Source organism: Streptomyces sp. SAI-127, from assembly GCF_029894425.1.
Lineage (GTDB): Bacteria > Actinomycetota > Actinomycetes > Streptomycetales > Streptomycetaceae > Streptomyces.
On record NZ_JARXYJ010000001.1, the window covers coordinates 1,403,843 to 1,426,243 of the forward strand.

The 22,401-nt window shown below is 72.5% G+C and carries 22 protein-coding genes and 1 pseudogene; 10 read left to right on the forward strand and 13 right to left on the reverse strand.

Features of this window, described 5'->3' with window-relative positions; genetic code table 11:
• Positions 1–36 precede the first annotated feature (36 nt).
• Entirely contained in the window at positions 37–1,260 is a 1,224-nt protein-coding gene (locus M2157_RS06710) for an RICIN domain-containing protein (protein ID WP_280860868.1), read from the forward strand.
• A gap of 7 nt (positions 1,261–1,267) precedes the next feature.
• Here M2157_RS06710 and M2157_RS06715 read toward each other — a convergent pair whose 3' ends face one another.
• From M2157_RS06715 to M2157_RS06725, 3 genes and pseudogenes are all read right to left on the reverse strand, one after another.
• Positions 1,268–1,504, reverse strand: coding sequence for a hypothetical protein (locus M2157_RS06715; RefSeq protein ID WP_057613237.1), 237 nt, complete (start codon positions 1,502–1,504; stop codon positions 1,268–1,270).
• Between the two features lie 43 nt (positions 1,505–1,547).
• Positions 1,548–1,772: pseudogene (locus M2157_RS06720) on the reverse strand (DNA topoisomerase IB); the annotation flags it as partial.
• 99 nt (positions 1,773–1,871) lie between these two features.
• Positions 1,872–2,681: an SDR family oxidoreductase gene (locus M2157_RS06725; RefSeq protein ID WP_280860869.1), complete on the reverse strand. Its 810-nt coding sequence runs from the start codon at positions 2,679–2,681 to the stop codon at positions 1,872–1,874.
• Between the two features lie 184 nt (positions 2,682–2,865).
• Between M2157_RS06725 and M2157_RS06730 the strand changes: the two genes are divergently transcribed.
• The 4 genes from M2157_RS06730 to M2157_RS06745 all read left to right on the forward strand — a co-directional run bounded on the left by M2157_RS06730 (position 2,866) and on the right by M2157_RS06745 (position 7,058).
• Entirely contained in the window at positions 2,866–3,906 is a 1,041-nt protein-coding gene (locus tag M2157_RS06730) for a PHP domain-containing protein (RefSeq protein WP_280864726.1), read from the forward strand.
• Positions 3,907–3,945: 39 nt separating this feature from the next.
• Complete coding sequence (locus M2157_RS06735) at positions 3,946–4,602, forward strand: HAD family hydrolase (RefSeq protein WP_280864727.1); 657 nt, start codon at positions 3,946–3,948, stop codon at positions 4,600–4,602.
• Positions 4,603–4,631: 29 nt separating this feature from the next.
• Entirely contained in the window at positions 4,632–5,801 is a 1,170-nt protein-coding gene (locus M2157_RS06740; protein ID WP_280860872.1) for an aromatic acid exporter family protein, read from the forward strand.
• Between the two features lie 297 nt (positions 5,802–6,098).
• Positions 6,099–7,058 (forward strand): SDR family NAD(P)-dependent oxidoreductase, encoded by a 960-nt coding sequence (locus tag M2157_RS06745; protein WP_280864728.1) that lies wholly within the window; start codon positions 6,099–6,101, stop codon positions 7,056–7,058.
• A gap of 84 nt (positions 7,059–7,142) precedes the next feature.
• Here M2157_RS06745 and M2157_RS06750 read toward each other — a convergent pair whose 3' ends face one another.
• Positions 7,143–7,799: a M15 family metallopeptidase gene (locus M2157_RS06750; RefSeq protein WP_280864729.1), complete on the reverse strand. Its 657-nt coding sequence runs from the start codon at positions 7,797–7,799 to the stop codon at positions 7,143–7,145.
• Between the two features lie 104 nt (positions 7,800–7,903).
• Here M2157_RS06750 and M2157_RS06755 point away from each other — a divergent pair, with 104 nt between their 5' ends.
• Complete coding sequence (locus M2157_RS06755) at positions 7,904–8,932, forward strand: SDR family oxidoreductase (protein ID WP_280864730.1); 1,029 nt, start codon at positions 7,904–7,906, stop codon at positions 8,930–8,932.
• 21 nt (positions 8,933–8,953) lie between these two features.
• Here the strand turns inward: M2157_RS06755 and M2157_RS06760 are convergent, their stop codons facing one another.
• From M2157_RS06760 to M2157_RS06785, 6 genes are all read right to left on the reverse strand, one after another.
• Positions 8,954–9,199 carry a hypothetical protein gene (locus tag M2157_RS06760; RefSeq protein WP_280860876.1) on the reverse strand — a complete coding sequence of 82 codons (246 nt, stop codon included), beginning with the start codon at positions 9,197–9,199 and terminating at the stop codon, positions 8,954–8,956.
• A gap of 61 nt (positions 9,200–9,260) precedes the next feature.
• Positions 9,261–10,541, reverse strand: coding sequence for an ROK family protein (locus M2157_RS06765; RefSeq protein ID WP_280864731.1), 1,281 nt, complete (start codon positions 10,539–10,541; stop codon positions 9,261–9,263).
• 6 nt (positions 10,542–10,547) lie between these two features.
• Complete coding sequence (locus M2157_RS06770) at positions 10,548–11,591, reverse strand: aminoglycoside phosphotransferase family protein (protein ID WP_280864732.1); 1,044 nt, start codon at positions 11,589–11,591, stop codon at positions 10,548–10,550.
• Between the two features lie 67 nt (positions 11,592–11,658).
• Positions 11,659–12,966 carry a cation:proton antiporter gene (locus tag M2157_RS06775; protein ID WP_280864733.1) on the reverse strand — a complete coding sequence of 436 codons (1,308 nt, stop codon included), beginning with the start codon at positions 12,964–12,966 and terminating at the stop codon, positions 11,659–11,661.
• A 107-nt stretch (positions 12,967–13,073) separates the two neighbouring features.
• Positions 13,074–13,931, reverse strand: coding sequence for a DUF3626 domain-containing protein (locus M2157_RS06780; RefSeq protein WP_280868174.1), 858 nt, complete (start codon positions 13,929–13,931; stop codon positions 13,074–13,076).
• 126 nt (positions 13,932–14,057) lie between these two features.
• A complete protein-coding gene (locus M2157_RS06785; protein WP_280860880.1) occupies positions 14,058–15,065 on the reverse strand; it encodes a zinc-binding dehydrogenase in 1,008 nt (335 codons plus the stop codon).
• A 138-nt stretch (positions 15,066–15,203) separates the two neighbouring features.
• Here M2157_RS06785 and M2157_RS06790 point away from each other — a divergent pair, with 138 nt between their 5' ends.
• Positions 15,204–15,791 carry an ABATE domain-containing protein gene (locus M2157_RS06790; RefSeq protein ID WP_280860881.1) on the forward strand — a complete coding sequence of 196 codons (588 nt, stop codon included), beginning with the start codon at positions 15,204–15,206 and terminating at the stop codon, positions 15,789–15,791.
• Here the strand turns inward: M2157_RS06790 and M2157_RS06795 are convergent.
• Entirely contained in the window at positions 15,755–17,065 is a 1,311-nt protein-coding gene (locus M2157_RS06795; protein WP_280860882.1) for an erythromycin esterase family protein, read from the reverse strand. The two genes, M2157_RS06790 and M2157_RS06795, sit on opposite strands and share 37 nt — an antisense overlap.
• Positions 17,066–17,290: 225 nt before the next feature.
• Between M2157_RS06795 and M2157_RS06800 the strand changes: the two genes are divergently transcribed.
• The 3 genes from M2157_RS06800 to M2157_RS06810 all read left to right on the forward strand — a co-directional run bounded on the left by M2157_RS06800 (position 17,291) and on the right by M2157_RS06810 (position 20,936).
• On the forward strand, positions 17,291–18,568 hold the full coding sequence (locus M2157_RS06800) for an aromatic acid exporter family protein (protein WP_280860884.1): 1,278 nt from the start codon (positions 17,291–17,293) through the stop codon (positions 18,566–18,568).
• A gap of 35 nt (positions 18,569–18,603) precedes the next feature.
• Entirely contained in the window at positions 18,604–19,626 is a 1,023-nt protein-coding gene (locus M2157_RS06805) for a hypothetical protein (protein ID WP_280864734.1), read from the forward strand.
• A 92-nt stretch (positions 19,627–19,718) separates the two neighbouring features.
• Positions 19,719–20,936, forward strand: coding sequence for a lactonase family protein (locus M2157_RS06810; protein ID WP_280864735.1), 1,218 nt, complete (start codon positions 19,719–19,721; stop codon positions 20,934–20,936).
• Here the strand turns inward: M2157_RS06810 and M2157_RS06815 are convergent.
• Complete coding sequence (locus M2157_RS06815) at positions 20,904–21,629, reverse strand: DUF2470 domain-containing protein (RefSeq protein ID WP_280864736.1); 726 nt, start codon at positions 21,627–21,629, stop codon at positions 20,904–20,906. The two genes, M2157_RS06810 and M2157_RS06815, sit on opposite strands and share 33 nt — an antisense overlap.
• Positions 21,630–21,719: 90 nt before the next feature.
• A complete protein-coding gene (locus tag M2157_RS06820; RefSeq protein ID WP_280860888.1) occupies positions 21,720–22,328 on the reverse strand; it encodes a TetR/AcrR family transcriptional regulator in 609 nt (202 codons plus the stop codon).
• Positions 22,329–22,401: the final 73 nt, after the last annotated feature.

Sequence of the window (22,401 nt, forward strand, 5' to 3'; positions counted from 1 at the left end):
GGCGACACCTTCACCCCCCACCTCGAAGGAAGAGCCGTGGCCGCCTCACGCCTGCTGCGCAGATGTCTCCTCGCCGCCCTGTCCGCCGTCCTCATCTCGTCGGGTACCGCCCAGGCGGACCCACCCGCCGCGGCCTCCGCCGCCGCGGTGACCTTCTCCGACACCTTCGACGGGCCCGCCGGAGCCGCCGTCGACTCCTCGAAGTGGCAGATCGAGACCGGCGACAACGTCAACAACCATGAGCGGCAGTACTACACGTCGGGCAACAAGAACGCCGCTCTCGACGGCCAGGGCCATCTCGTGATCACGGCCCGGCGCGAGAACCCGGCCAACTACCAGTGCTGGTACGGCACCTGCCAGTACACCTCGGCCCGGCTGAACACCTCAGGGAAGTTCACGGCGCAGTACGGGCACGTCGAGGCGCGGATGAAGATCCCGCGCGGGCAGGGCATGTGGCCCGCGTTCTGGATGCTCGGCACCCCGGTCAACTGGCCGGACTCGGGCGAGATCGACGTCATGGAGAACGTCGGCTTCGAGCCCTCGACCGTCCACGGCACGATCCACGGCCCCGGTTACTCCGGCTCGGGCGGCATAGGCGCCGGCTACTCCCTGCCGAACGGCCAGGCCTTCGCGGACGCCTTCCACACCTTCGCCGTCGACTGGGCACCCGACTCGATCACCTGGTCCGTGGACGGGAACGTCTACCAGCGCCGCACGCCCGCCGACCTGGGCGGCCGCGCCTGGGTGTTCAACAAGCCGTTCTTCCTGATCCTGAACCTCGCGGTCGGCGGTTACTGGCCCGGCGACCCGGACGGCTCCACGGCCTTTCCCCAGCAGCTCGTGGTGGACCACGTGTCGGTGACCACCGGCGACACGGCGACCGGGGCGGCGATCCGGGGCCTGGCCGGTAAGTGCGTGGACGTCGCCGGGGCGAATCCCGCGAACGGGACGGCCGTTCAGCTCTACGACTGCAACGGTACCGCCGCCCAGCAGTGGACCGTCGGCTCGGACGGCACGATCCGCGCGCTCGGGAAGTGTCTGGACGTGACGGGCGGCGGCACCGCGGACGGGACGGCGGTCCAGCTCTACGACTGCAACGGCTCCGGGGCCCAGCGGTGGACCGTCACGGGCGCACGCGACATCGTCAACCCGCAGGCCGACAAGTGCCTCGACGTGACCGGCAACAGCTCGGCCAACGGCACCCGGTTGCAGCTGTGGACCTGCACGGGCGGCGTCAACCAGAAGTGGACCGTCGGCTGAACCGGGGTCAGTGCCGGGTCCAGGTGAACTTGTCGCCGCCCACCCAGCGGACCACGTCCGGGTCGTCCAGGTCGTGGACCGTGATGCCGAAGGCGGCGGCCGCCTCCAGGACGTCGGTGACGGCCCTCGCCTCGCCGACCACCTCCCCGTCGATCTCCACGATCCGGAAGGGAGGCGTGGTCGGCTGGACCCCGAGCACGATGATCCGCGGGGTGGCGATGTGCGGGCTCGCGATTTCGGTCATGCATAGAGCGTAGAACGCAATGGCCGGGAGCGAGGGGCGGGCGTCAACCGCCCAGCAGCGCGAGGACCGCCGCCTCGACCGCGCCCTGGGTGGCCGGCCGCCCGAAGTCCCCGTGTTCGTCCAGCCGGGTGAGCGCGGGTGTGTTGCCCAGGTAGTGGCTGACCTCGCGCACGGCCCGGGTCATCTGCCGGGCTGTCGGGGTGGCCCGGGCGTCCTCGGCGGTGACGGCGAGGGCGACGGCGGCGAGCACCGTGGCGTGCCAGGTCCGGGTCGGTGATCGGCCGCCCCTCGGAGTCCCGGTAGCGGAAGCCCCGGCCACAGCGGACCCGGGTGAAGCCCGGGCGGTCACACGTACTGGTGCGCAGTCTCAAGGGCGCCGCCACTCGTCGTCCTCGAGGTGCGAACCGGCCTGCGGGCCCATCCGGAGCATGCCGCCGTCGACACTCCAGGACGCGCCGGTGACATACGTGGCCTCGGGCCCGGCGAGGAAGGCGATCACGGCGGCGACCTCGCGGGCGTCCCCCGGGCGGCCGAGCGGGACGCCGGGGCGGTCCTCGGTGTGCACGTCGCTGTCGTCCTGGCCGGTCATCGGGGTGGCGATCTCTCCGGGTGCGACCGCGTTGACGGTGATGCCGTGCTCGGCGAGTTCCAGGGCCATGACCTGGGTGAGCAGCCCGAGGCCACCCTTGGCCGCGCAGTAGGGGGCGGCGCCGACCCGCGGCTGGTGCTCGTGGACGGAGGTCACGTTGACGATCCGGCCGCCCGAGCCCTGCCGGATCATGTGCCGGGCGGCCCGCTGGCCGCACAGGAAGGGGCCGACGAGGTCGACGTCGAGGACCTCGCGGACGGTGTCGAGCTCCAGGTCGAGGAAAGGCGTCATGGTGCCCGTGCCCGCGTTGTTGACCAGGACGTCGAGGCGGCCGAGCCGGTCGCACAGTTCGTCGACCGTGCCGGCGGCGACGGGCAGCCGCGTGAGGTCCATCTGGGCCACGACGGCCCGCTGCCCCTGGGCGCGGACCTCCTCGGCGGTCTCCTCGGCACCCTTGAGATCGCTGTGCCAGGTGATACCGATGTCCATCCCCGCCCGGGCCAGCCGGACGGCGGTGGCCCGGCCGATGCCGGAGTCGGCTCCGGTGATCACGGCAACCTTGCTGCGGGGTGCGGTGGGGGCGGACATCTGGGCCTCCTCGGGAACGGGGGCGTCGTCAGGGGTGACGAGGCGGTTGCCGGACGTCCGGGGTCCGAGGTCCGAGTGACATCCGACGAGGCATCGCAGTACCCGGCGGCGTACCGGACAAACCGCTCGCCCGTCGTGCGGGCCCCGTGAGCGTGGGGAACCCTGGAGGACGGAGGAGGTGGCGATGGATCCCGTCGAAGCCCTGGACCGGATCGCCTTCCTGCTGGAGCGGTCCCTGGCACCGACGTACCGCGTCCGTGCCTTCCGTACGGCGGCCCGGGTGCTGACCGACCTGCCCGCCGACGAGGTGCGCGAGCGCGCCCAGACCGCCGGGTCGCTGGAGTCGCTCAAGGGCGTCGGCCCGAAGACGGCGCAGGTGGTGCGTGAGGCGCTGGCCGGAGGGGTGCCCGGCTACCTGGAGAAGCTGGAGGGTGAGTCCGACGCGCCACGGGCCCAGGGCGGCGAGAAGCTGCGGGCGCTGCTGCGGGGCGACTGCCATCTGCACTCCGACTGGTCGGACGGCGGCAGCCCGATCGAGGAGATGGGCCGGACCGCGGCGGAGCTCGGCCATGAGTGGGCGGTGCTGACCGACCACTCGCCGCGGCTGACCGTGGCCCGCGGGCTGTCCCCGGAGCGGCTTCGGCACCAGCTGGACGTGGTGGCGGCGCTGAACGAGACATGGGCGCCGTTCCGGCTGCTCACCGGCATCGAGTGCGACATCCTCGACGACGGCTCGCTAGACCAGGAACCGGAACTCCTGGAGCGGCTGGACGTGGTGGTGGTGTCCGTGCACTCCAAGCTGCGCATGGACGCCCGGGCGATGACCCGGCGCATGGTGGCCGCCGTACGCGATCCGCACGCGAACGTCCTCGGGCACTGCACGGGGCGGCTGGTGACCGGGCGGGGGCGGCCCGAGTCGGAGTTCGACGCGGACGAGGTGTTCGCCGCGTGCGCCGAGTCCGGCACGGCGGTGGAGATCAACAGCCGTCCGGAGCGCCTCGATCCGCCGCGCCGGCTGCTGCGCCGGGCGGTCGACGCGGGCGTGCTGTTCTCCGTCGACACCGACGCGCACGCGCCCGGCCAGCTCGACTGGCAGATCCTCGGGTGCGCGCGGGCGGAGGAGTGCGGGGTGCCTGCCGAGCGGATCGTGACCACCTGGGATCTGGAACAGCTGCTGGCCTGGTCCCGGGAGGGCCGGGTGCCGTCCCGAGTGGCGAACGCCTGACGTGGTACCAGGAACGGCACGACAGGAAAGGGGCGGTTCATGCAACGCGCGGCAGTGTTCGACGTCGACGGCACTCTGGTGGACACCAACCATCTGCATGTGACGACGTGGTGGGAGGCGCTCCGGCAGGCGGGCCACCGGGTGCCGATGCATGCCGTCCACCGGGCCATCGGACTCGGCTCCGACGACCTCGTCGCCCATCTCCTCGGCGACGACCGCGACAAGGAGCAGGACGACGAGCTCAGCGCCGCCCACAAGGCCCTGTACGGGCAGTACTTCGACCGGCTGCCGGCGCTCCAGGACGCCGGGCGGCTGCTGCGCCGCCTCGACCAGGACGGCTGGCGGGTGGTGCTCGCCACGTCGGCGGGCGGGGCGGAGCTGTCCGCGCTGCGCCGGGCGATCTCCGCGGACGACGCGATCACGGCCACCGCGAGCGCCGACGACGTGGCGGAGGGCAAGCCCGCCCCCGAGCCCGTCGAACACGCGTTGGAGCTGGTCGGGGTGCCCGCGGAGCGCGCGGTCTTCGTCGGCGACACCGTCTGGGACATGCGGGCCGGCTCCCGGGCGGGCGTGCGCTGCGTCGGCGTCCTGTGCGGCGGCATCCCTCGCACCGACCTGGTGGAGGCGGGCGCGCAGGCCATCTACGACGATCCGGCCCACCTGCTGGCATCCCTTGCGGACAGTCCTTTGGCATGACATGCCGGACGGCACGGAACCCACTGCAGATGACTGGTGTGACGGAAGCTCTACGTCGACAGCCCCGCCCGACACACGCGGTACGGGAGGAGGCACATGCCGTCGGCCGGGCGGCCCGTGCCGCCTGCCGTGGCCCCGGGCGGGAGCGCGATCTGCTCGTGCAGTCGCTCAAGGCCTCGGCCGCCGCGATCCTCGCCTGGCTCGTGGCGGGCGTGTGGATGGGCGATCCGATGGCCCTGATGGCGCCCTGGGTGGCGGTGGTGCTCGTGCAGGCCACCGTGTACAGCTCGCTGATGCAGGCCGCCCGGCAGTTCACGGCGATCTGCGCCGGAGCACTGCTGGCGTCGCTGGCCCTGGCCGTCACCGGGAACACGCTGGGTGCCGTGGCGCTGTCCGTACCGCTGCTGATGCTGCTGGCGAACTGGCCGCGTTTCGGCGACCAGGGGATCTACGGCGCCACCACCGCGCTGTTCACCCTCGCCACCGGCGCCGCCGACGTCCTCGCCGTCGGCCACCGGGTGGGTCAGGCCGCGCTCGGCGCGGTCATCGGTATCGCCGTGAACGCGTTCGTGCTTCCGCCGATCCATCTGCGGGACGTACGGGAGAACCTCGCGGCGCTGGCCCGGGAGGCGGGCGATGTGCTGCACACCGTGGCCGGTGACCTGCGGGACGACGAGTGGGACGCGCAGGGCTGGTCGCATGCCTCGTCCCGGCTGGAGCGCCGGCTGGACGCGCTGCGGTCCGCCCGTGGCTGGAGCCGGGAGAGCCTGCGTCTGACCGCCGCCCCGCGGCGTGCCGTACGGCGGCTCCCCGCGTCGGTCCCGCCGGAACAGGACGACGAGCGCTGGAGCCGTGTCACCGGGCACATCCGCGCGCTCACCCGGACCCTGGCCGTGGCCGCCGACGACGGCCGCGCCCCCGCGCCACCCGCCGGGCCGGTGCTGGACTCGTACGCCGACCTCCTGCAGCTGATCGGCGACGCCTGTCACGCGGAGAGCGACCGGCTGCTGGCGGCCGACGGCGCGGCCCGTCCGGACGACCATGCCGAGTCGGCGATGCGGGAGCTGCGCGGACAGCTGCAGGACGGTCTGCGGGAGCACGCCGGGCAGGGGGGCGACGGCACGACCGTGCTGGGGAGCCTGCTGCTGCAGGCCGAGAACCTGTGGAGCGAGACCGTTCCGACCGGTCGGCACGGGTGACACAGCTCACCCTTGAATGCGCTCAACACCGGAACACCACAGGGTCGTTGCCCGTTGAACAGACCGTGGGTACGGACGGGACAGTGTCCCCGGGCCTCACCTTTTGCCCACAGGGACGATCGTTCGGCTGAAGCCCTGTGGAGCGTTTCGCCGAGAGGCGACCGCCGTCCGTGCTCACCGCTTGACCGCCCCGACCGTGATTCCCCCGTCCGGTCGGGGCTTCCTCTTGTCCGGGCCCGGTGCCCGGAGTGGTGTGGGCTTGACTTCGAGAGCACTCCAATTCGTAGCGTTCCCGTCATGAGCACTGCACAGCACAAGATCGGTTCGGGGTTCGGCGCCCACAGCACCGCCGACGACGTTCTCGCGGGCATCGACCTGTCCGGCAAGCTCGCCATCGTCACCGGCGGCTACTCGGGGCTCGGTCTGGAGACCACCCGGGCGCTCACGAAGGCGGGCGCCCGGGTCGTCGTGCCGGCCCGGCGTCCCGACACCGCCTGGAAGGCCCTGGCCGGCCTCGACGGTGTCGAACTGGACGAACTGGATCTGGGCGACCTGGAGAGCGTACGCGCCTTCGCCGACCGGTTCCTCGACTCGGGCCGCACGGTCGACCTCGTCATCGACAACGCCGGGATCATGGCCTGCCCGGAGACGCGGCTCGGGTCCGGCTGGGAGGCGCAGTTCGCGACCAACCACCTCGGTCACTTCGCGCTGGTCAACCGGCTGTGGCCGGCGATCGAGCCCGGCGGCGCCCGCGTGGTCTCGGTGTCCTCGCGCGCCCACCACTTCTCCGGGATGCGCTGGGACGACGTCCACTGGCGGACCGGCTACGACAAGTGGCAGGCCTACGGCCAGGCCAAGACGGCGAACGTCCTGTTCGCCGTCCACCTCGACAAGCTCGGCGCCGACCGCGGTGTGCGGGCCTTCTCGCTCCACCCCGGCGGCATCCTCACCCCCTTGCAGCGCCACCTGCCCAAGGCGGAGATGGTGGAGCGCGGCTGGATCGACGAGCAGGGCAACGTGCTCAACCCCTCGGGCTTCAAGAGCCCGGAGCAGGGCGCGGCCACGCAGGTGTGGGCGGCGACCTCGCCCCAGCTGGCCGGAATGGGCGGGGTCTACCTGGAGGACTGCGACATCGCCGAGCCCGCCGTCGACGGCGACGAGAGCAGCGGCGTCAGGGCGTGGGCGACCGACCCGGAGGAGGCGGAGCGCCTGTGGACGCTGTCGGCGGAGCTCACGGGCGTGAACGCGTTCGCCTGAGCCTGGGGATTGCCGGCGTCGAGGTCGCCGGGGCCCTTTGACACGGCCGACGCCGAGGCGCAGGGACTCGGCCTCCGCCAATCGCTACGCCGCCTCGAGTTCCTGCACCCCGTACAGCGCGGCGGGCGCCCCCGTCTGCAGAGCCCAGTAGCGGTCGCCGTAGGACCAGTGCCACCACTCGGTCGGATAGTTGACCAGGCCCGCCGCGCTCAGCGCCTCGCCCAGCACGGCCCGGTTGGCCTTGGCCTTCTCGGTGATGTTGCCGGCGCCCGTGTAGCAGGCGCCGTCGCTCTCCTCCGGGTTGGCGTTCATGGCGGTGCCCAGGTCGAGTTCGCGGCCGTCGGCGTCGGTGAGGGTGAGGTCGACGGCCGCGCCGGCGCTGTGCGGGGCTATCTCGGGCGGGGAGACATAGCGGCTGGCCGCGCTGCGGATCCGGTCGGCGGACCAGTCCGGGTGGGCGGCGCGCAGTGCGTCGGCGTACGTCTCGAAGTAGTGCCGCTGGAGGGCGGGCGGCCGGTACCCCTCGACGTAGAGCAGCCGCAGGCCGTCGGGCAGCAGGGCCTGCGCCCGGAGCAGCCGGTCGAGGACACCCTGGCGCAGATGGACCTCGGCGCCCCGGGAGTCCTCGTGCTTGCGGTCGTCGACGCGGAGGTGGGCGCGGACGTCCACGAGGGGTTCGCCGTTCTCCTCGACGGGGACTGCGGCGACGCGCGCGTCGGACATCAGGATGATCTCACTCATGGGGTGATCATCTCGTGGCCGCGGACCGTGCCGAGCACCGCGTGCATCGCCGGTGGCCGGGTACTCGGGCGGTCCCCCGCCCCAGCGGCCCGAAGGAGCCGAACGTGAGCACTTCAACCGGCAGCAGGATCGTGGTCACGGGCGCCACCGGCAACGTGGGAACCAGCGTGGTGCGCCTTCTCTCCGAGGATCCGGAGGTCAGCTCCGTACGGGGCCTGGCCCGGCGGATCCCGGACTGGTCGCCCGCGCGGACCGAGTGGTCCGCGGTCGACCTGGCATCGGAACAGACCGATCTGACCGAGGAGTTCGCGGGCGCCGACGCGGTGGTCCATCTGGCGTGGGCGTTCCAGCCGACGCACGACCCGGCGATGACCTGGCGCACCAACGTCCTCGGCTCGATCCGGGTGTTCGAGGCGGTCGCGGCGGCCAAGGTGCCGGCACTGGTGCACGCGTCGTCCGTGGGCGCCTACTCCCCGGGTCCGAAGGAGCACGCGGTGGACGAGTCGTGGCCGACGCACGGCTGGCCGGACGCCGCGTACTGCCGGGAGAAGGCGTATCTGGAGCGCGCCCTGGACACCTTCGAGCGCGACCACCCCGCCGTGCGGGTCGTACGGATGCGCCCGGCGTTCCTCTTCAAGCGGGAGTCGGCGAGCGAGCAGCGCCGCATCTTCGGCGGCCGTTTCCTGCCGGGCCAGCTGGCCCGGCCCGATCTGCTGCCCTTCCTCCCCGACATTCCCGGTCTGCGGGTGCAGGCACTGCACACCGACGACGCCGCTCAGGCCTACGCACTGGCGGTGCGCTCGGACGTGCGGGGCGCCTTCAACCTGGCGGGTGAGCCGCCGGTCGACGCCGAGTTGCTGGGCGAGATGCTCGGCGCCCGCCGCGTACGGCTGCCGCGCCCCGCGGCCCGCTCGGCGATCGCGGCCGCGTGGGGTCTGCATCTGCTGCCCGCGTCCCCGCATCTGTTCGACGCGGTCCTGCGGCTGCCCCTGATGGACTGCACGCGTGCGCGTACCGAACTCGGCTGGCACCCGGAGCACACGGCGACCGAGGTGCTGGAGGAGTTCCTGCACGGGATGCAGCAGGGCGCCGGGGCGCGGACGGAGCCGATGAAGGGCCGCAAGGTCGGCTGAGCGGCCCTTGCGGCCCAGGCGTCAGCCGGTGGACTCCTCGGCTCCCGGGTGCTCGGGGTGCACGGTGTCCGACCGCGGCGCCCCCTGCCGGCCGGTGCCCGCCTCGTCGGTGTCGGGGACGGCCTCGGGCTCGTCTCCGGTACCGGTCTTCTCGTCGGGGACGTCGGCGACCTCCCAGGGGTCCTCGCCCTCGCCCGCCTGCTGGTCCGGCAGATCCCGCGGGACGGGGTCACCGTTCTCGCCGGGTGCTTCCTGACGGTGGTCCACGGCGTCCTCCCTTCGCGTTCATGGCGGGAGCGCGAGTACCTCCGCGCAGGTCGGCGAAACGTCAGTGCGGGGCCCGCTCCTCCAGGGCCGTCCGCCAGGCCGGTGCCGGCCCCTCGGGCGCGGGTTCGGGCCGCCGGCCGCCGCGGGCGAAGAAGTCGGCGAGCGGGAGGATGGCCGCGCCGACGGTGACCGCGTCGGGCCCGAGACGGCCGAGGTCGACGGTGACCTTCTCGGCCGGGTACCGCAGCGCGTACGCCGTCGCGTGGCGCCGTACGGCGGGCAGGAACCGGGCGCCGAGCTGAAGCCCGGCCCAGCCGCCCACGATGATCCGCTCGGGCTGGAAGAGGTTGATCAGGTCGGACAGGCCTGCGCCCAGGTACTCGGCGGTCTCCTCCAGGACGGCGAGGGCCACCGGGTCGGCCTCGGCGTCCTCGGCCGGGTGGGCGGCGGCGAGCATCGCGGTCAGCGCCGTCTCCTCGTCGGCGCCCTCGGGCGGGCGGCCGCCCGCTTCCCGCCAGCGCTCGAGCAGCGACTCGGCGCCCGCGTAGGCCTCCAGGCAGCCGAGGGCACCGCAGCGGCAGCGGCGCCCCCTGACCCGTACGGTCAGATGCCCCCATTCGACCGCCCGGCCGTGCTCCACCTCTGGCGTCACCAGACAGGCGCCGACGCCGGAGCCAAAGAGGACCACGACGGCGCTGCCGGCACCGCGGCCGCCGCCGAACCACATCTCGGCCTGGCCGAGGGTCTTGGCGCCGTTGTCGATGAAGTACCGGACGCTGCCGGGCAGCGGGGAGCCGGTGCGCAGCAGTGCCTCCAGCGGGACGGCGTCCCAGCCGATCGTCTGGCCGTGCACGACGGCCCCGCTCCCAGGAGTGTGCGCGACGATGCCGGGCACGCCGATGCCGACGCCGAGCAGCGCCTCGGGCTCGGTCCCGGTACCGGCGAGCACCTCGGCGATGCCGTCGCGGATGTGCCCGACGATGGCCTCGACGTCGTAGCTCCGCTGGGTCAACGGCCGTTCGGCGCGGGCGAGTTCGGTGAGGGTCAGGTCGAACAGCTCGACGCGCACCCGGGTCTCGCCGACGTCGACGCCGATCATGTGGCCGCTGCCGGGCGACACCCGCAGCAGGGTGCGGGGGCGTCCGCCGTCGGAGTCGACGCTGCCGGCCTCCTCCAGCAGGCCGTCGGCCACCAGGTCGGCGACGACGTTGCTGACCGAGCCGGAGCTGAGCCCGGTGACCGGCCCGAGTTCGAAGCGGCTGAGGGGGCCGTCGAAGTAGAGGCGCTGCAGCACGGCAGTGCGGTTGGCGCGTCTGAGATCGCGTACGGTGCGTCCGTTCAAGGGTGTTCAGACTCCTGCGACCCGGGAGAGGGCCTCGATCTCGTCAAGGGCGGCGACGAGTTCCGGTGCCACCGCCGACTGGACCCAGCGTTCCTTCTCGTCGTCGACCGCCCGTGGGACGGTCTCGGTGAGCATGATCAGATAGAGGTAGGCGCGGTAGAGGGCCAGGCGCACCCGGGCCGGCACGTCGAACTCGGCCCGGCCGCCCTCCTCCCGGTAGCCCGCGAGGAACGCCTCGTCCTTCTTGATGTCCCCGAGCAGCGCCAGGGAGACGAAGTCGGCGAGGGGGTCGCCCCAGAGCATCCGCTCCCCGTCGATGAGCCCGCCGATGCGGAGCTCCCCGTCGGCCCGGCGGTCCAGCAGGATGTTGCCGTCCCACAGGTCGAAGTGGACCAGGGCCGGGACCGTGACCTCGTCGAGGGCGGGGAAGCCGGCCTTCAACGTGCTCGCCACCTGGTCGACGGAGCGGGGCAGCCGTGCTCCGTAGTCCCGGGCGTCGTCCAGGATCGCCTCGATCATGACCGTGAACGCGGTCCGCCAGTCGGGGGCGAGTGGACCGAGGGCACCGGAGGGGTAGCCGAAGCCCGGCCCGGTCACCGTGTGCAGCCGGGCCACCTGGCGGCCCAACTCCCTTCGCAAGGGTGCCCGTTCGGCTTCGGTCACCGAGCCGTCCCAGGGCTCGCCGGGACACGCGGTCATCAGCAGATGGGGTACGGCGGTGTCCTCACCGAGGGCCACGACGTGCGGCGCGGCGACCTCGGCCACGGCGGCGGCACGGTAGAACTCCGCCTCGGAGACCAGGAGTTCACGCTCGTAGCGCAGGCCGGGAACGGTGGACGCGGGCGGTACCTTGAGGACGTAACGGGTGCCGTCGGTCAGGAGAAGCTCCTCAACGGTGTTGTACGTGCCGCCACTCAGGGGCCCTAGCCCGGCGAGGCGGCCGGGGTCGAGACCCGCCCCCTCCAGCACCCGCCGGGCCCACTCCCAGGAGTCCACCAACGTCCCGCCCCCTTCTCCCCGCTCGGCGGCCGTACGGTCGGCGTCGAGCATGTGTTCCCGGAACAGGGTACGGAACGCGTCCGACGCATCGGGGGCAATGTGATCAGTTTGGTCATGGCTACCGTGCCGGATCCGGGCCGCCCCGAGGCGTGCCGACACCCTCGTCCGGAACATCCGCGTGCTCTTTGAGCCCGGGATGGATCGCGAGAGTTCTGGCGTACCAGGCGCCGTAACGGCCGCCCAGCAGCGGAGCGGTGGCTCCGTGCAGGCAGACGCTCAAGGCGACCGTCAATGCCACTGCGCCGCCGAGGACGTGTGTGCCCGGCAGGTGCTCTTCGACAGCCAGCAGGCCGAACACCAAGGAGGCCAGTCCGCGCGGACCGAACCATCCGATGTAGGCGAGGGTCGGCGGCCGCAGTCCGGTTCCGAGCAGGGCCACGGCGACCGGGAGCATCCGGATCACGGTCAGGCTCAGCACGGCGTACACCAGCATCCGCCAGGTCAAGTGCTCCAGCACCGGGCCCAGAATGGTCGCACCGAACGCCAGGAAGCTCATTGAGGTGAGCAGCAGGCCGAGCCGTTCCGTGAAGGCGGTGGCGTCGCCGGACTCGCCCGCGCCGGCACCACCCACAGGGGCAGCGGACTTTCGAAGGACGTTCCCGAACGCCAGCCCGGCGACCCAGACAGCGATGAATCCGCTGCCCTCGGCCTCGACGGCCACGGGGTAGGCGACGACCGGGACAGCCAGCGACGCCAGCTGGCGCCACCCGTGAGCAGCCCATCCGCGGGCGGCCGACCAGCGCAGGAGCCGGGCAACGACCCAGCCCACGACGGAACCGATCGCCGAGCTCAGCAGCAGGGCGCGCAGGAACGTCTCACCGACACCCTGATCGCCATGGCCGCCGCCGGCCGCGGCCAGCGCCAGAACGAAGAACGGCAGCGCCAGACCGTCGTTCACCCCGGACTCGACGTCCAGGCCATGGCGCACCAACGCGGGCACCCTGCGGTCCGAGACGGCCTGCTGGCCCAGCGCCGCGTCCGTGGGACCCAGAATGACCGCGACCAGAGCCAGTTCCCACATGCCAAGACCCGGCAACAACGGCCATGCCACCAGCCACCCCAACACCATCGTCAACGGCAGCCCCACAGCCAGCAGCCGCAACGGCAGAAACCGCTCCCGCCGCAGCTCGCGCCCCCGGATCGCCGACGCGTCGGTGAACAGCACCACCGCCAGCGCGCCCTCCAGCAGAGCCCGGACCGGCTCCGGACCCTCCTCCTGGAGGAGCCCCAGACCGAGGGGGCCGATGGCCAGCCCCGCGGCCACGAACACCAACGGTCCGGACACCACCGTGGTGGACAGCCGTCGTGACAGCACTCCATAGAGGGCAACCGCCGTACCCGCCACCACCAGTGCCCACGGATTCACGGACCATCTCCTGACGCGCCTGCGACGACGAAGCAGATGACGGGTGCAGTCACCTACCGAGGCCGTGCGGGCACATAAGCATCAAACAAGGATGAATCAGTCACCCCCTATCCTCCGCCGACGGAGTCGGCAGTGGCGCGAAGGATCCGCGCGCGTCGCCCCGCATGTGCCGTCGCCTCCGGCGCCCCGAAGCGGGCCAGTGTGTGCCAGACCATCTTCAGGTGCTGGAGTTCGTAGCGGCCGGTCCGGGCGGCGTCGCCGATGATGCGCGGGTCGACGACTCCGTCCTCGGCGATGCTCGCGCCCAGGTCGGCGTACTCCTGTCCGCGGTAGTGGGCGTGGCGGAGCAGTTCCGCGACGGTGATCCGGTAGCCGGGGTGCCACTCGAGGGGGACGGGCAGCAGGTGTGCCGCCGCCTCGACGGGGGTGTTCCGGTAGCTCGCGTCCAGGACGAGGGCCTCCACGTCGCGGGCCAGGTCCACGCCGCCGTGCACCTGGGCCTCGATGTAGTCGTTGAGGGCGTCCTGCTCGTCCGCCTCCGCGAGGGCGATCAGGGACATGCCTGCGGCGACCCCGAAGTGGACCGGCTCGGCGGCGCTGTCGGGGTAGCAGAAGGTGGCGCGGGCCAGCGGCTCGCCGGTCAGCCGGAAGTGCGAGGAGCCGAACCGCGGGGCCGCGCCCACCACCTGACGGCGGAAGTTCAGCGCGCCGTACACGGGCCGGTCATGGGCGTCCGCGTCGTCGTAGGCGCCGCCGAAGATCCGGCTCTCCCAGCGCCAGCGGTCGCCGCCGGGGTGCGCGGTCAGCCCGCCGTTGCTCGTGCCGGTGACGAACTGCGAGTGGTAGGCACCGTCCTGGGCCAGGGCCTCCAGGAGGGGCAGGCCGCGCGCCACGCGGTCCGGATGGAAGTTCAGCGTGATGCGCATGTCCGGGGCGACGGCCGGCCCCTCCGAGACGGCCGCCACATGGTTCAGCGCTGCCCGCGCTCGCGCCGACCCGACTGGATCCACCGGCGTCTCCTCACCCACGACTGACCCACGACTCACCCACGACTCTCCGGATGATCACCTGGCGAGGAGGACGCCCGCATCTCATTTGCCGAATACGGGTCCGACCGAGAGCACGATCTTGCCGCGGTTGTCACGCCGCTCCAGCCGCTCGTGGGCGGCCCGCGCCTCTTCCAGGGGTACGACGGTCTCGATCGGCACGCGATAGCCGCCGGCGGCGACCCGGTCGGCCAGTTCGCGCAGGTCGGGGCGCGGGTCGTAGCCGTGGATCTGGAGGTTGGTGAGCTGGAAGCCGAGGATCGAGGCGTTCTTGGGATAGAAGTCGCGGGTGTCGACGGTGCTCGGCTCCAGGGCGACGTTGGCGAGGGCCACGACCCGGCCCCCGTGGCCCACTTCACGCAGACTGCGGCCGAAGGCCCGGCCGCCGACGGTGTCCAGGACGACGTCGGCACCACGGCCGTCGGTGAGCCGGAGCACCTCCTCGACCTCGGCGTCCTCGGGGAAGGCGGAGGTGTCGACGGTGACGTCGGCGCCGAACTCCCCCGCCCAGGCGGCCTTCTCGGCCGAGCCGGCGAGGGCGAGGACCCGCGCCCCCGCCTCGGCGGCGAGCTGCACGGCCGCGGTACCCACACCGCTCGCCGCCGCCTTCACCACCACGGTGTCGTCCTTGGAGACACGGGCGAGGTGCCGCACGCAGTACCAGGCGCTGAGCCATGCGATCGGCAGAGTTGCCGCCCGCACCAGGTCCACGGCGTCCGGGAGCACGACCACGTGGGTGGCGGGCACTGTCGCCAACTCTGCGTAGAAACCTGACGACTTGCCGCCGTCCAGGGCCATGACCCGCTGTCCCGGCGCGAAGTCGGTCACCCCCTCCCCCACCTCCACGACGACCCCCGCCGCCTCGGCACCGGGGATGAGCGGCGGGCGTCCGGCGCGGTGGTAGAGGCCGGCGCGGAGCAGGGCGTCCGCCCGGTTCACCCCGGCCGCGGCGATCCGCACCAGCACCTCTCCGGGGCCCGGTACCGGGTCGGGGACGTCGACCGGCACCAGTACCTCCGGTCCGCCGAAACTGTCGATCCGCACCGCACGCATACCGCACCTGCTCCCTGCCCGGCCACCCGAGCGACTGACACCGGTTGAACTGGTGTCACCATCCGACACCTCCTCAACCGGTGTCAAGAGGGCCGGTGCACAAATCCGACACCCCATGAACCGGTGTACGCTCATCGCATGACCGGCAGCCCCGCCCCCGCCGACCCGGCACTCGCGTTCCCCTTCATCGGCGGCCGCCCCTGTCTGGACTTCGCGGCCACCCTCGGCAAACGGCACGCCACGCCGCTGGAGCGGCTCCCCGACACCGCGGCCCTCGCACGCTGGATCACGCAGGCGGAGCTGGCCACCGACGAGGCAGCGGTGCGGGTCACCGCTCGGGATCTAGCGGACGCCCGCCTCCTGCGCGAGGCCCTGTACGGCCTGGTCCGCGCCGCGATGGCCGGCCGGGAGCCCGACCCGGCCGACGTGGAGCGGGTCAACGCGGTCGCCGCCCAGCCGGATCTCGCGCCCCAACTGGGTCCGGTCCGCTGGACGGCGCGCAGTCCGGCCCGCGCGGCCCTGGCGACGGTGGCGCGGGACGCCGTACTCCTGGTGCGGGGCCCGCTCCTGGAGCGGGTCAAGGAGTGTGAGAACCCGGCCTGTTCACTGCTGTTCCTGGACGACTCGCAGGCCCGCCGGCGCCGTTGGTGCTCGATGGACCGCTGCGGCAACCTCGCGAAGATCGCGGGTTACCGGTCCCGCAGCCGGGCCGCCTCCACCCGGTGAAGGTGGATCAGGATGTCGTGGGTGCGGGCCAGGGCGACGTCGTGCGGGCCGTCGGGGTAGGCGGTGCCGATCCGGTAGGTCGGGCGGGCCTGGCGGAGCCAGGCGCGCGCGGGTGAGCCGACGGTTCGCAGGTCGACCGCGTAGTCGCGGTACCTCACCCGGTCGAGGGTCCGCTCGTTGCTGCCGGGGGCGGCCGGGCCCACGGTCCAGCGCCGGACGGCGGTCTCGTCCTGGTCGGTGGCGTTGAACGAGCCCCGGTCGAAGGTCAGGCCGATGTTCACGTACGCCGCTCCCAGGCCGTCGCGCAGGAAGGCGCCCTGCATCTTCGGGTAGGCGGGGTCGTAGCTCTCGTAGCCGACATGCGCGTCGTGCGCGGACAGCAGGACCTTGGTCCCGGTGTGCCGCTGCCACCAGAGCACGTTGGCGGCCATCGCCCGGTCGCGGTAGCGCATGGCGTCGGGGATCTGTCCGGGCTCCTCGAAATCGAAGGCGTACTGGCGGGCGGTGCGGTCGATCGCGGTGGCGTCCTGGACGGTCCGGTCGCCGGCCCCCGTCCGCCTCACCAGCTCCAGCGCCTCGCCGGTGCGTTCGGCCATCTCCCTGCGTTCGGCGTACGGCTTGCCGAGGTAGCCCTCGATGTACGTTCCCGTCGGCTCGGTGGGCCGCAGCCCGCGGTACAGCCCGTTCAGGCGCTCGCCGGAGACGGGGTCGGCGGCGGCCACGCGGGCCACGACCTCGTCGTACACCTCGGGTCCGGTCCAGGCGGTGTCGTCGCCGATGAAGCGGACGGGGTCGGCGGGGTGGCGGACGTTGTACGCCCGCATCCACTCGACGAGCCGCAGATAGTCGGTGTTGTTCCACCACAGGTAGTCGCGCTGGAACTCCTCGCGCATGATGCGCCGCGGGTCTCCCTTGCCGTGCACCACGTAGTCGTCGAGTCGCAGGCCGGTGCTCCAGGGGGCTTCCAGGGCGAAGGTGCGGAAGCCCTTGTTCTCGACGAGGTGGCGGAAGATGCGGTCCTTGAGGGCGAAGAAGTCGTGCGAGCCGTGCGTGGCCTCGCCGATGCCGACGACCTCGGCGTCGGCGATCATCCGGTCGAGGGGGCGCAGATCGCGGGTGTCGCCGCCGGGTTCGACGGTCCGCAGGGGGTGCGCGGTCCGGTCGAGGGCCTCGACGACGGTCGGGGCCGGTGCCCGGGTCGTCGCCGCCGCCGGCACGACCGTGCCGAGAGTGATGATCAGGGTCAGGATGGTAGAGGTCCGTGTCCAGGTCATCGCTCCACGCTTTCGCCCCCGACCTGCCGTGGGCCATCCGGCGGTCCACCGTCGACGCCGGGGGTTTTCCCCAGGGATCGCCCGAGCTCGTGCCGGGTGTCCGCGATCACTGCCCTGGCCCCTTGCCGTCAACCGGCCGCACCCCACAATGTGGGCACGCTTGAGGACGGTTACGGTCCGCAAGGAGTGCACCGGACGCCTATGTGGAAGAGGAACACACTGAGGATGCGAGATGTACGTGAGTGGACGGCGTCCCTGGTGCGGTTTGTGAAGCGGCGCCGGGACCCTGTCGTCGTGCAGACGCTGCGGTCGGCGGGCGCGGCGACGATCGCGTACGTCATCGCGCTGCGGCTCAGCCCCGAATCGGCGCCGCTCACGGCTCCCCTGACCGCGCTGCTGGTCGTGCAGGTCACCCTCTACTCCACGCTCACCACCGGCATCCGCCGGGTGAACTCCGTGGTGACCGGAGTCCTCGTCGCCATCGCCTTCAGTCTGCTGGTGGGTCTGACCTGGTGGAGTCTGGCCCTGCTGATCGTGGCGTCGCTGGTGGTCGGACGGCTGGTGCGGGTCGAGGAGTTCGTGCCCGAGGTGGCGATCAGCGCGATGCTGGTGCTCGGGGTGACGACCGTCGGGGACACCGCCTGGGCGCGCGTGCTGGAGACGCTGATCGGCGCGGTCGTCGGCCTCGCCTTCAATCTGCTGCTCGCTCCCCCGGTGTGGGTGGGCGAGGCGGGCGAGTCGATCGAGGGGCTGGCCCGCCGGCTGCGGAAGCTGATGCTGCGGATCGGCGAGGAGGCCGCGGGCCGTACGCCCGTGGAGCTGGCGACGGCCCGGCTGTACGAGGCGCGCGAGCTCGACCACGACATCGTCGAGGTGGACGCGGCCCTTAGGCAGGCCGAGGACAGTCTCAAACTGAACCCCCGGGTGAAGGAGGGCCTGCTGCACCGGGTGGTGCTGCGCACCGGCCTGGACACCCTGGAGATCTGCACGGTCGTGCTGCGGGTCCTCGCCCGCACCCTCACCGACCTCGCCAAGGAGCGTGACCCCTTCGCCGACGAGCCCTACGCGGTCGACGAGGGACAGGCTCCCGATCCGCTGTTCGGGCCCGAGACCGGCCGCACGGTGGAGCAGTTGCTGTCGGAGATCGGCGACGCCGTGGTCAGCTTCGCGGTCCTGGTCACCACCCATGTCAGCGTGAGCGCCGAGTCCGCGGAGGCCAGGCTCACCGCCGAGCTGCGCCAGGCCACGGCGACCCGCGACAAACTGGCCCAGCTGCTGCTGGAGGAGATCCAGCGCGACCCCCGCCACTGGCAGCTGCACGGCGCCGTCCTCACCGAGGTCAACCGCATCCTCGACGAGCTCGACACCGAGCACCGCTCCCGCCGCCTGCTGGAGGAACTGGACCGGGCCGCCCGCGAGCAGCGCGAGCGGATGCCGCATCTGACCCGGCTCCAGGAGCGGTGGCGCGGGAACCGCCCGGTGCTCTCCCGTCGTTCCAGGTGAGGTAGGCACATCGAGCAGACACAGGGGGCAGGCCGATGACCGGCACGAGCGTGCGGATCGACGGGAACACACTGCGGCTGCCGGGCGGTGCGGCGGTGCGGTTCGTCCGCACCCTGCGGCTGCCCGAGACGGGCACGCATCCGCTGCCGCCGGGGCTCGGCGAGTTCCCGGTGCGCCGCGTCTCCGACTACCCCGACACCGTGCCGGAGCAGTGGCGGGCCCGCGGCGGAGTGATGCTGCCGGTGTATCTGCGCGAGGCGATGTGGCTGAGCTTCGGCAGCACCACCGAGCCCGCCGCCCTCCAGGTCGGGGTGGGCAAGGTGTGCGCGGTCTCCGGGAAGCCCTGGAGCGACCGGCTGACCCGTGACCCGCAGAACTACGTGGTCCTGCCCCGCCAGCCGTGGCTGGACGGCATCAACTCCGGCAAGGGGACGGTCCGCCAGTTCGTGGCCGTGCCGCTCGGGCTGGGCGCGACCGTCGAGGGGCAGGTCACGGGCGAGGAGGTCTGGGGCGGTGTCCAGCTGCAGTCCTTCCCGCTGGTCGAGGAGCGACTGGCCGAGTGGCGGGAGGCGCAGCGGCGGCTGCGGTCGGTGAGCAGGTCCGCCATGGGCTACGGGGCTGCCGTACCGATGGCGATGGCCGCGCCTGCCGCTCCGGCGGGGGCGCCCCGCAGCGCTCCGGCCATGGGACTCGGCGTCGGCGGATCCATGCGCCAGGAGGTCTACCGGGACGACCGGCCCCTGTCGGACTGGGCGGACACACCGGCCGGCCGGGTGTTCGTGCATCTGGTGACACCACCCGAGTGGCGCCGCATCACCGGCGAGGCTCCCCCGCCGTCGCCCGTGGACCGCGCCGCTTACACCAACGCGGGTCTGCCCTGGTTCGACTACTACGACCAGGACGCGGAGGACCTCGCCCCGTCGGACCCGCTGGAGGGCGTGAAGCCGGTCGGCGACTGGCTCGGGGACGATCACGAGCCCTGGCAGCCGCCGGGATCGCACCAGGTCAAGAAGCTGGGCGACGCACCGGGCAAGCCGGTCCAGGACGGCGACTGGTAGCGGACCGCGCGGGCTCGGGTTGCACGGGGCGCGTGATCCGGGCGAAGGTGGCTGTCACGACCGCGACGATCGATCACCCGGGGTGCGCAGGGATGGGCAGTGCGAACGGCTGCTGGAGCAGGCGCGGCTTCGTCGGCGTTCTCGCGGGAGCGGCCTCGGGACTCGTCGGCTGCTCGACGTCGTCCGGATCGTCGTCGGCGTCGGTGCCCTCGCGGACTCCCGGCTCCCCCGCTGGAACCTCACCGAGTCCGGCGAAAACTCCGTCCGCTCCGGCGCCGACCGGCCCCCGCCCCCTCTACCTCGGCACCTACACCTCCGCCGAGGGCGGCGGCAACGGCATCGGCGTCGCCGCGTACGACCCCGGCAGCGGGCGTATCACCGGCACGAGCACGATCACCGGCGTCACCAACCCCTCGTATCTCGCGCTGCACCCCGACGGCCGCACGCTGTACGCGGTCGCCGAGCAGGACGCCGGTGCCGTGACCGCCGTACGCCTGTCCGACCGCAAGGTCCTGGGGAGCCGCGGCACCGGCGGGGCGGGGCCGTGTCATCTCTCGGTGCATCCGGGCGGCCGCTGGCTGCTCAGCGCGAACTACGGCTCCGGCAGTGTGACCGTGCATCCGATCGACTCCTCGGGAGCGCTTGGCGAGCGCAGGGAAACGGTCACGCACTCCAGTCCGGCGCCGGGGCCCGGCCAGGAGGGTCCGCACGCCCACCAGTTCCTCACCAGTCCCGACGGCGGCCATGTGCTCGCCGTCGACCTGGGCACGGACACCGTCTACAGCTATCGCCTGAACGAACGGACCGGCGCTCTCACGGAGGTCTCGCAGGCGCACACCCGGGCCGGTGCCGGACCGCGCCACCTCACCTTCCATCCCGGGGGCCGGTACGCCTACCTGGCCAACGAGGCCGACAACACGGTGGCGGTCTGCGCCTACGACCGCAAGACCGGCCGCCTCTCCGTCGGGGCGGCGCAGTCCACGGGAACGGGCTCGGGCACGAACTACCCGGCGCAGCTGCTGGTCACGGCGAACGGCTCGTACGCCTATCTCGCCAACCGGGGCCACAACAGCCTCACGCGCTACGCGGTGGAGGCGGACGGCGCCCGGCTCCGGCTGCTCGACACGGTTCCTGTGAACGGTGACTTCCCGCGGCAGATCGCCTTCTCGCCGGACGGGACACTGCTGTTCGCGGCGAACCAGAGGTCCAGCAGCGTCAGCGTGTTCCACGTGGACACGGCGAGCGGTGGCCTGCGGGCCGCCGGCCGGCCGTTCGCCTCACCCGTCGCGGTCTGTGCGCTGCCGCTGTAGGGCACGCGGGCAGGACGCGGCGCTCGCCTGGGTCAGCAGGACGTGCATGCGCTCCGTCAGCCGCGACACGTCGTCGGCGGGCGCGTGGAAGGGCAGGCGTACGTCGCCGTGGGCGCGGGCGCGCTCGATGCGCAGCGTCAGTCCGTGCCGGTCCACGGCGAGGGGCTGGACTCGGACCGCGCCGTGCAGGCTGTCGGCGTCGACGAGCCGGGTGAGCCGCTCGACCGCGTCGGGGTGGCAGTCGGCGAGGTGGGTGAGCAGCCGGGCCTCGGCCGTGGCGAGCGGGTCGGGCTCGGCGGCGGCGAACTCGTCGAGGTCGACGACCACCGCGCCGGACGGCCGGCGCAGCACCACGCGCGTGGCCTTGAACTCCAGCCGGCCGTCCCCGGGGACGAACCAGCCGGCGATCCAGAGCCGGGCGCGGATACGGCTGCGCACGGGGACGGGTGCCACGTCGGCGAACTCCAGGACGGCGGACGGCTCGCCGCGGGGCGCGCAGATCGCGGCCGCGACCAGGGCGCTGTCCTCGGGCACCTGCAGTGTCACCCGCCCGTCCTCGGCGACGGTGTGCGCGCCGACGAACTCCTCGCGGCCGCCCTCTGCGGTCACCGCGCAGGACCACGAGGCGGCGAGCACCGACCGGGCGTGCTCCGCCGCGGAAGGCGCGGCCGTCCAGGTTTGGCTGTCACCCATCCATTGCCTCCTAAGGTAAGCCTTGCCTAACCTATCGAAGATCGGCGACGAAGCCAACCGTGGGACGCATGACGGACGTGCGAATCCCGGTCAGGGCCTGAGAACGCCGAGCAGGGCCCGTGCGCACAGATCGCGCACCTGTTCCCGGGAGAGGTCCGAGCCCCTCAGCCACTCCAGACAGACGGCCGTGGTGAAGGCCAGCCAGCCACGGACGGCCAGCTGGAGGTCGGGGCGCTCTTCGGCCTGGGCCCCGAACTCCGGATCCGCGGCCAGTGCCGCCAGGATCTGCCGCTCCTGCGCGGCCAGTGCCCGCTGGTAGACCTTGCGGACGGACTGGTCGCCGGCGGCGTCGGCGCGGTGAAAGGCGCGGTAGCCGTGCGCGTGCGCCGACACGTACTCCAGATAGGTGTCCAGCCCCGCGGTGAGCTGCTCGCGCACCGGGACGCCGGGCACGGCCGCGGTCATGGCCAGCATCCGCCCGCTCTCACGCTCGACGACCGCCGCGAAGAAGTCCCGCTTCGTCGGGAAGTAGTGGTAGAGCAGCCCGCGCGAGACACCGGCGATCTCCGCGACCTGCTCGATCCACACCTCGTCGTAGGGGCTCTCCGAGAACAGCCTCGCCCCCACCGACAGGAGCTGCTCCCGGCGCTCCCCGGTGCTGAGCCTGCGGCGCGTGCGCTCGCCCTGCTTCCCGGCCATGCCCGCACTTTACTTGACGCCGGTTCAACAACGGGATCAGACTGAGGCGCGTTATTGAACCCACGTACAACGC

What these genes read in the sequence shown, in the direction of transcription:
- M2157_RS06750 (WP_280864729.1), bottom strand. Translation starts at nt 7,799, where the DNA reads ATGAGTGAGATCATCCTGATGTCCGACGCGCGCGTCGCCGCAGTCCCC.
- M2157_RS06725 (WP_280860869.1), bottom strand. Translation starts at nt 2,681, where the DNA reads ATGTCCGCCCCCACCGCACCCCGCAGCAAGGTTGCCGTGATCACCGGA.
- M2157_RS06735 (WP_280864727.1), top strand. Translation starts at nt 3,946, where the DNA reads ATGCAACGCGCGGCAGTGTTCGACGTCGACGGCACTCTGGTGGACACC.
- M2157_RS06770 (WP_280864732.1), bottom strand. Translation starts at nt 11,591, where the DNA reads ATGCTCGACGCCGACCGTACGGCCGCCGAGCGGGGAGAAGGGGGCGGG.
- M2157_RS06805 (WP_280864734.1), top strand. Translation starts at nt 18,604, where the DNA reads ATGACCGGCACGAGCGTGCGGATCGACGGGAACACACTGCGGCTGCCG.
- M2157_RS06790 (WP_280860881.1), top strand. Translation starts at nt 15,204, where the DNA reads ATGACCGGCAGCCCCGCCCCCGCCGACCCGGCACTCGCGTTCCCCTTC.
- M2157_RS06740 (WP_280860872.1), top strand. Translation starts at nt 4,632, where the DNA reads ATGACTGGTGTGACGGAAGCTCTACGTCGACAGCCCCGCCCGACACAC.
- M2157_RS06815 (WP_280864736.1), bottom strand. Translation starts at nt 21,629, where the DNA reads ATGGGTGACAGCCAAACCTGGACGGCCGCGCCTTCCGCGGCGGAGCAC.
- M2157_RS06745 (WP_280864728.1), top strand. Translation starts at nt 6,099, where the DNA reads ATGAGCACTGCACAGCACAAGATCGGTTCGGGGTTCGGCGCCCACAGC.
- M2157_RS06820 (WP_280860888.1), bottom strand. Translation starts at nt 22,328, where the DNA reads ATGGCCGGGAAGCAGGGCGAGCGCACGCGCCGCAGGCTCAGCACCGGG.
- M2157_RS06795 (WP_280860882.1), bottom strand. Translation starts at nt 17,065, where the DNA reads ATGACCTGGACACGGACCTCTACCATCCTGACCCTGATCATCACTCTC.
- M2157_RS06810 (WP_280864735.1), top strand. Translation starts at nt 19,719, where the DNA reads ATGGGCAGTGCGAACGGCTGCTGGAGCAGGCGCGGCTTCGTCGGCGTT.
- M2157_RS06785 (WP_280860880.1), bottom strand. Translation starts at nt 15,065, where the DNA reads ATGCGTGCGGTGCGGATCGACAGTTTCGGCGGACCGGAGGTACTGGTG.
- M2157_RS06715 (WP_057613237.1), bottom strand. Translation starts at nt 1,504, where the DNA reads ATGACCGAAATCGCGAGCCCGCACATCGCCACCCCGCGGATCATCGTG.
- M2157_RS06800 (WP_280860884.1), top strand. Translation starts at nt 17,291, where the DNA reads ATGCGAGATGTACGTGAGTGGACGGCGTCCCTGGTGCGGTTTGTGAAG.
- M2157_RS06730 (WP_280864726.1), top strand. Translation starts at nt 2,866, where the DNA reads ATGGATCCCGTCGAAGCCCTGGACCGGATCGCCTTCCTGCTGGAGCGG.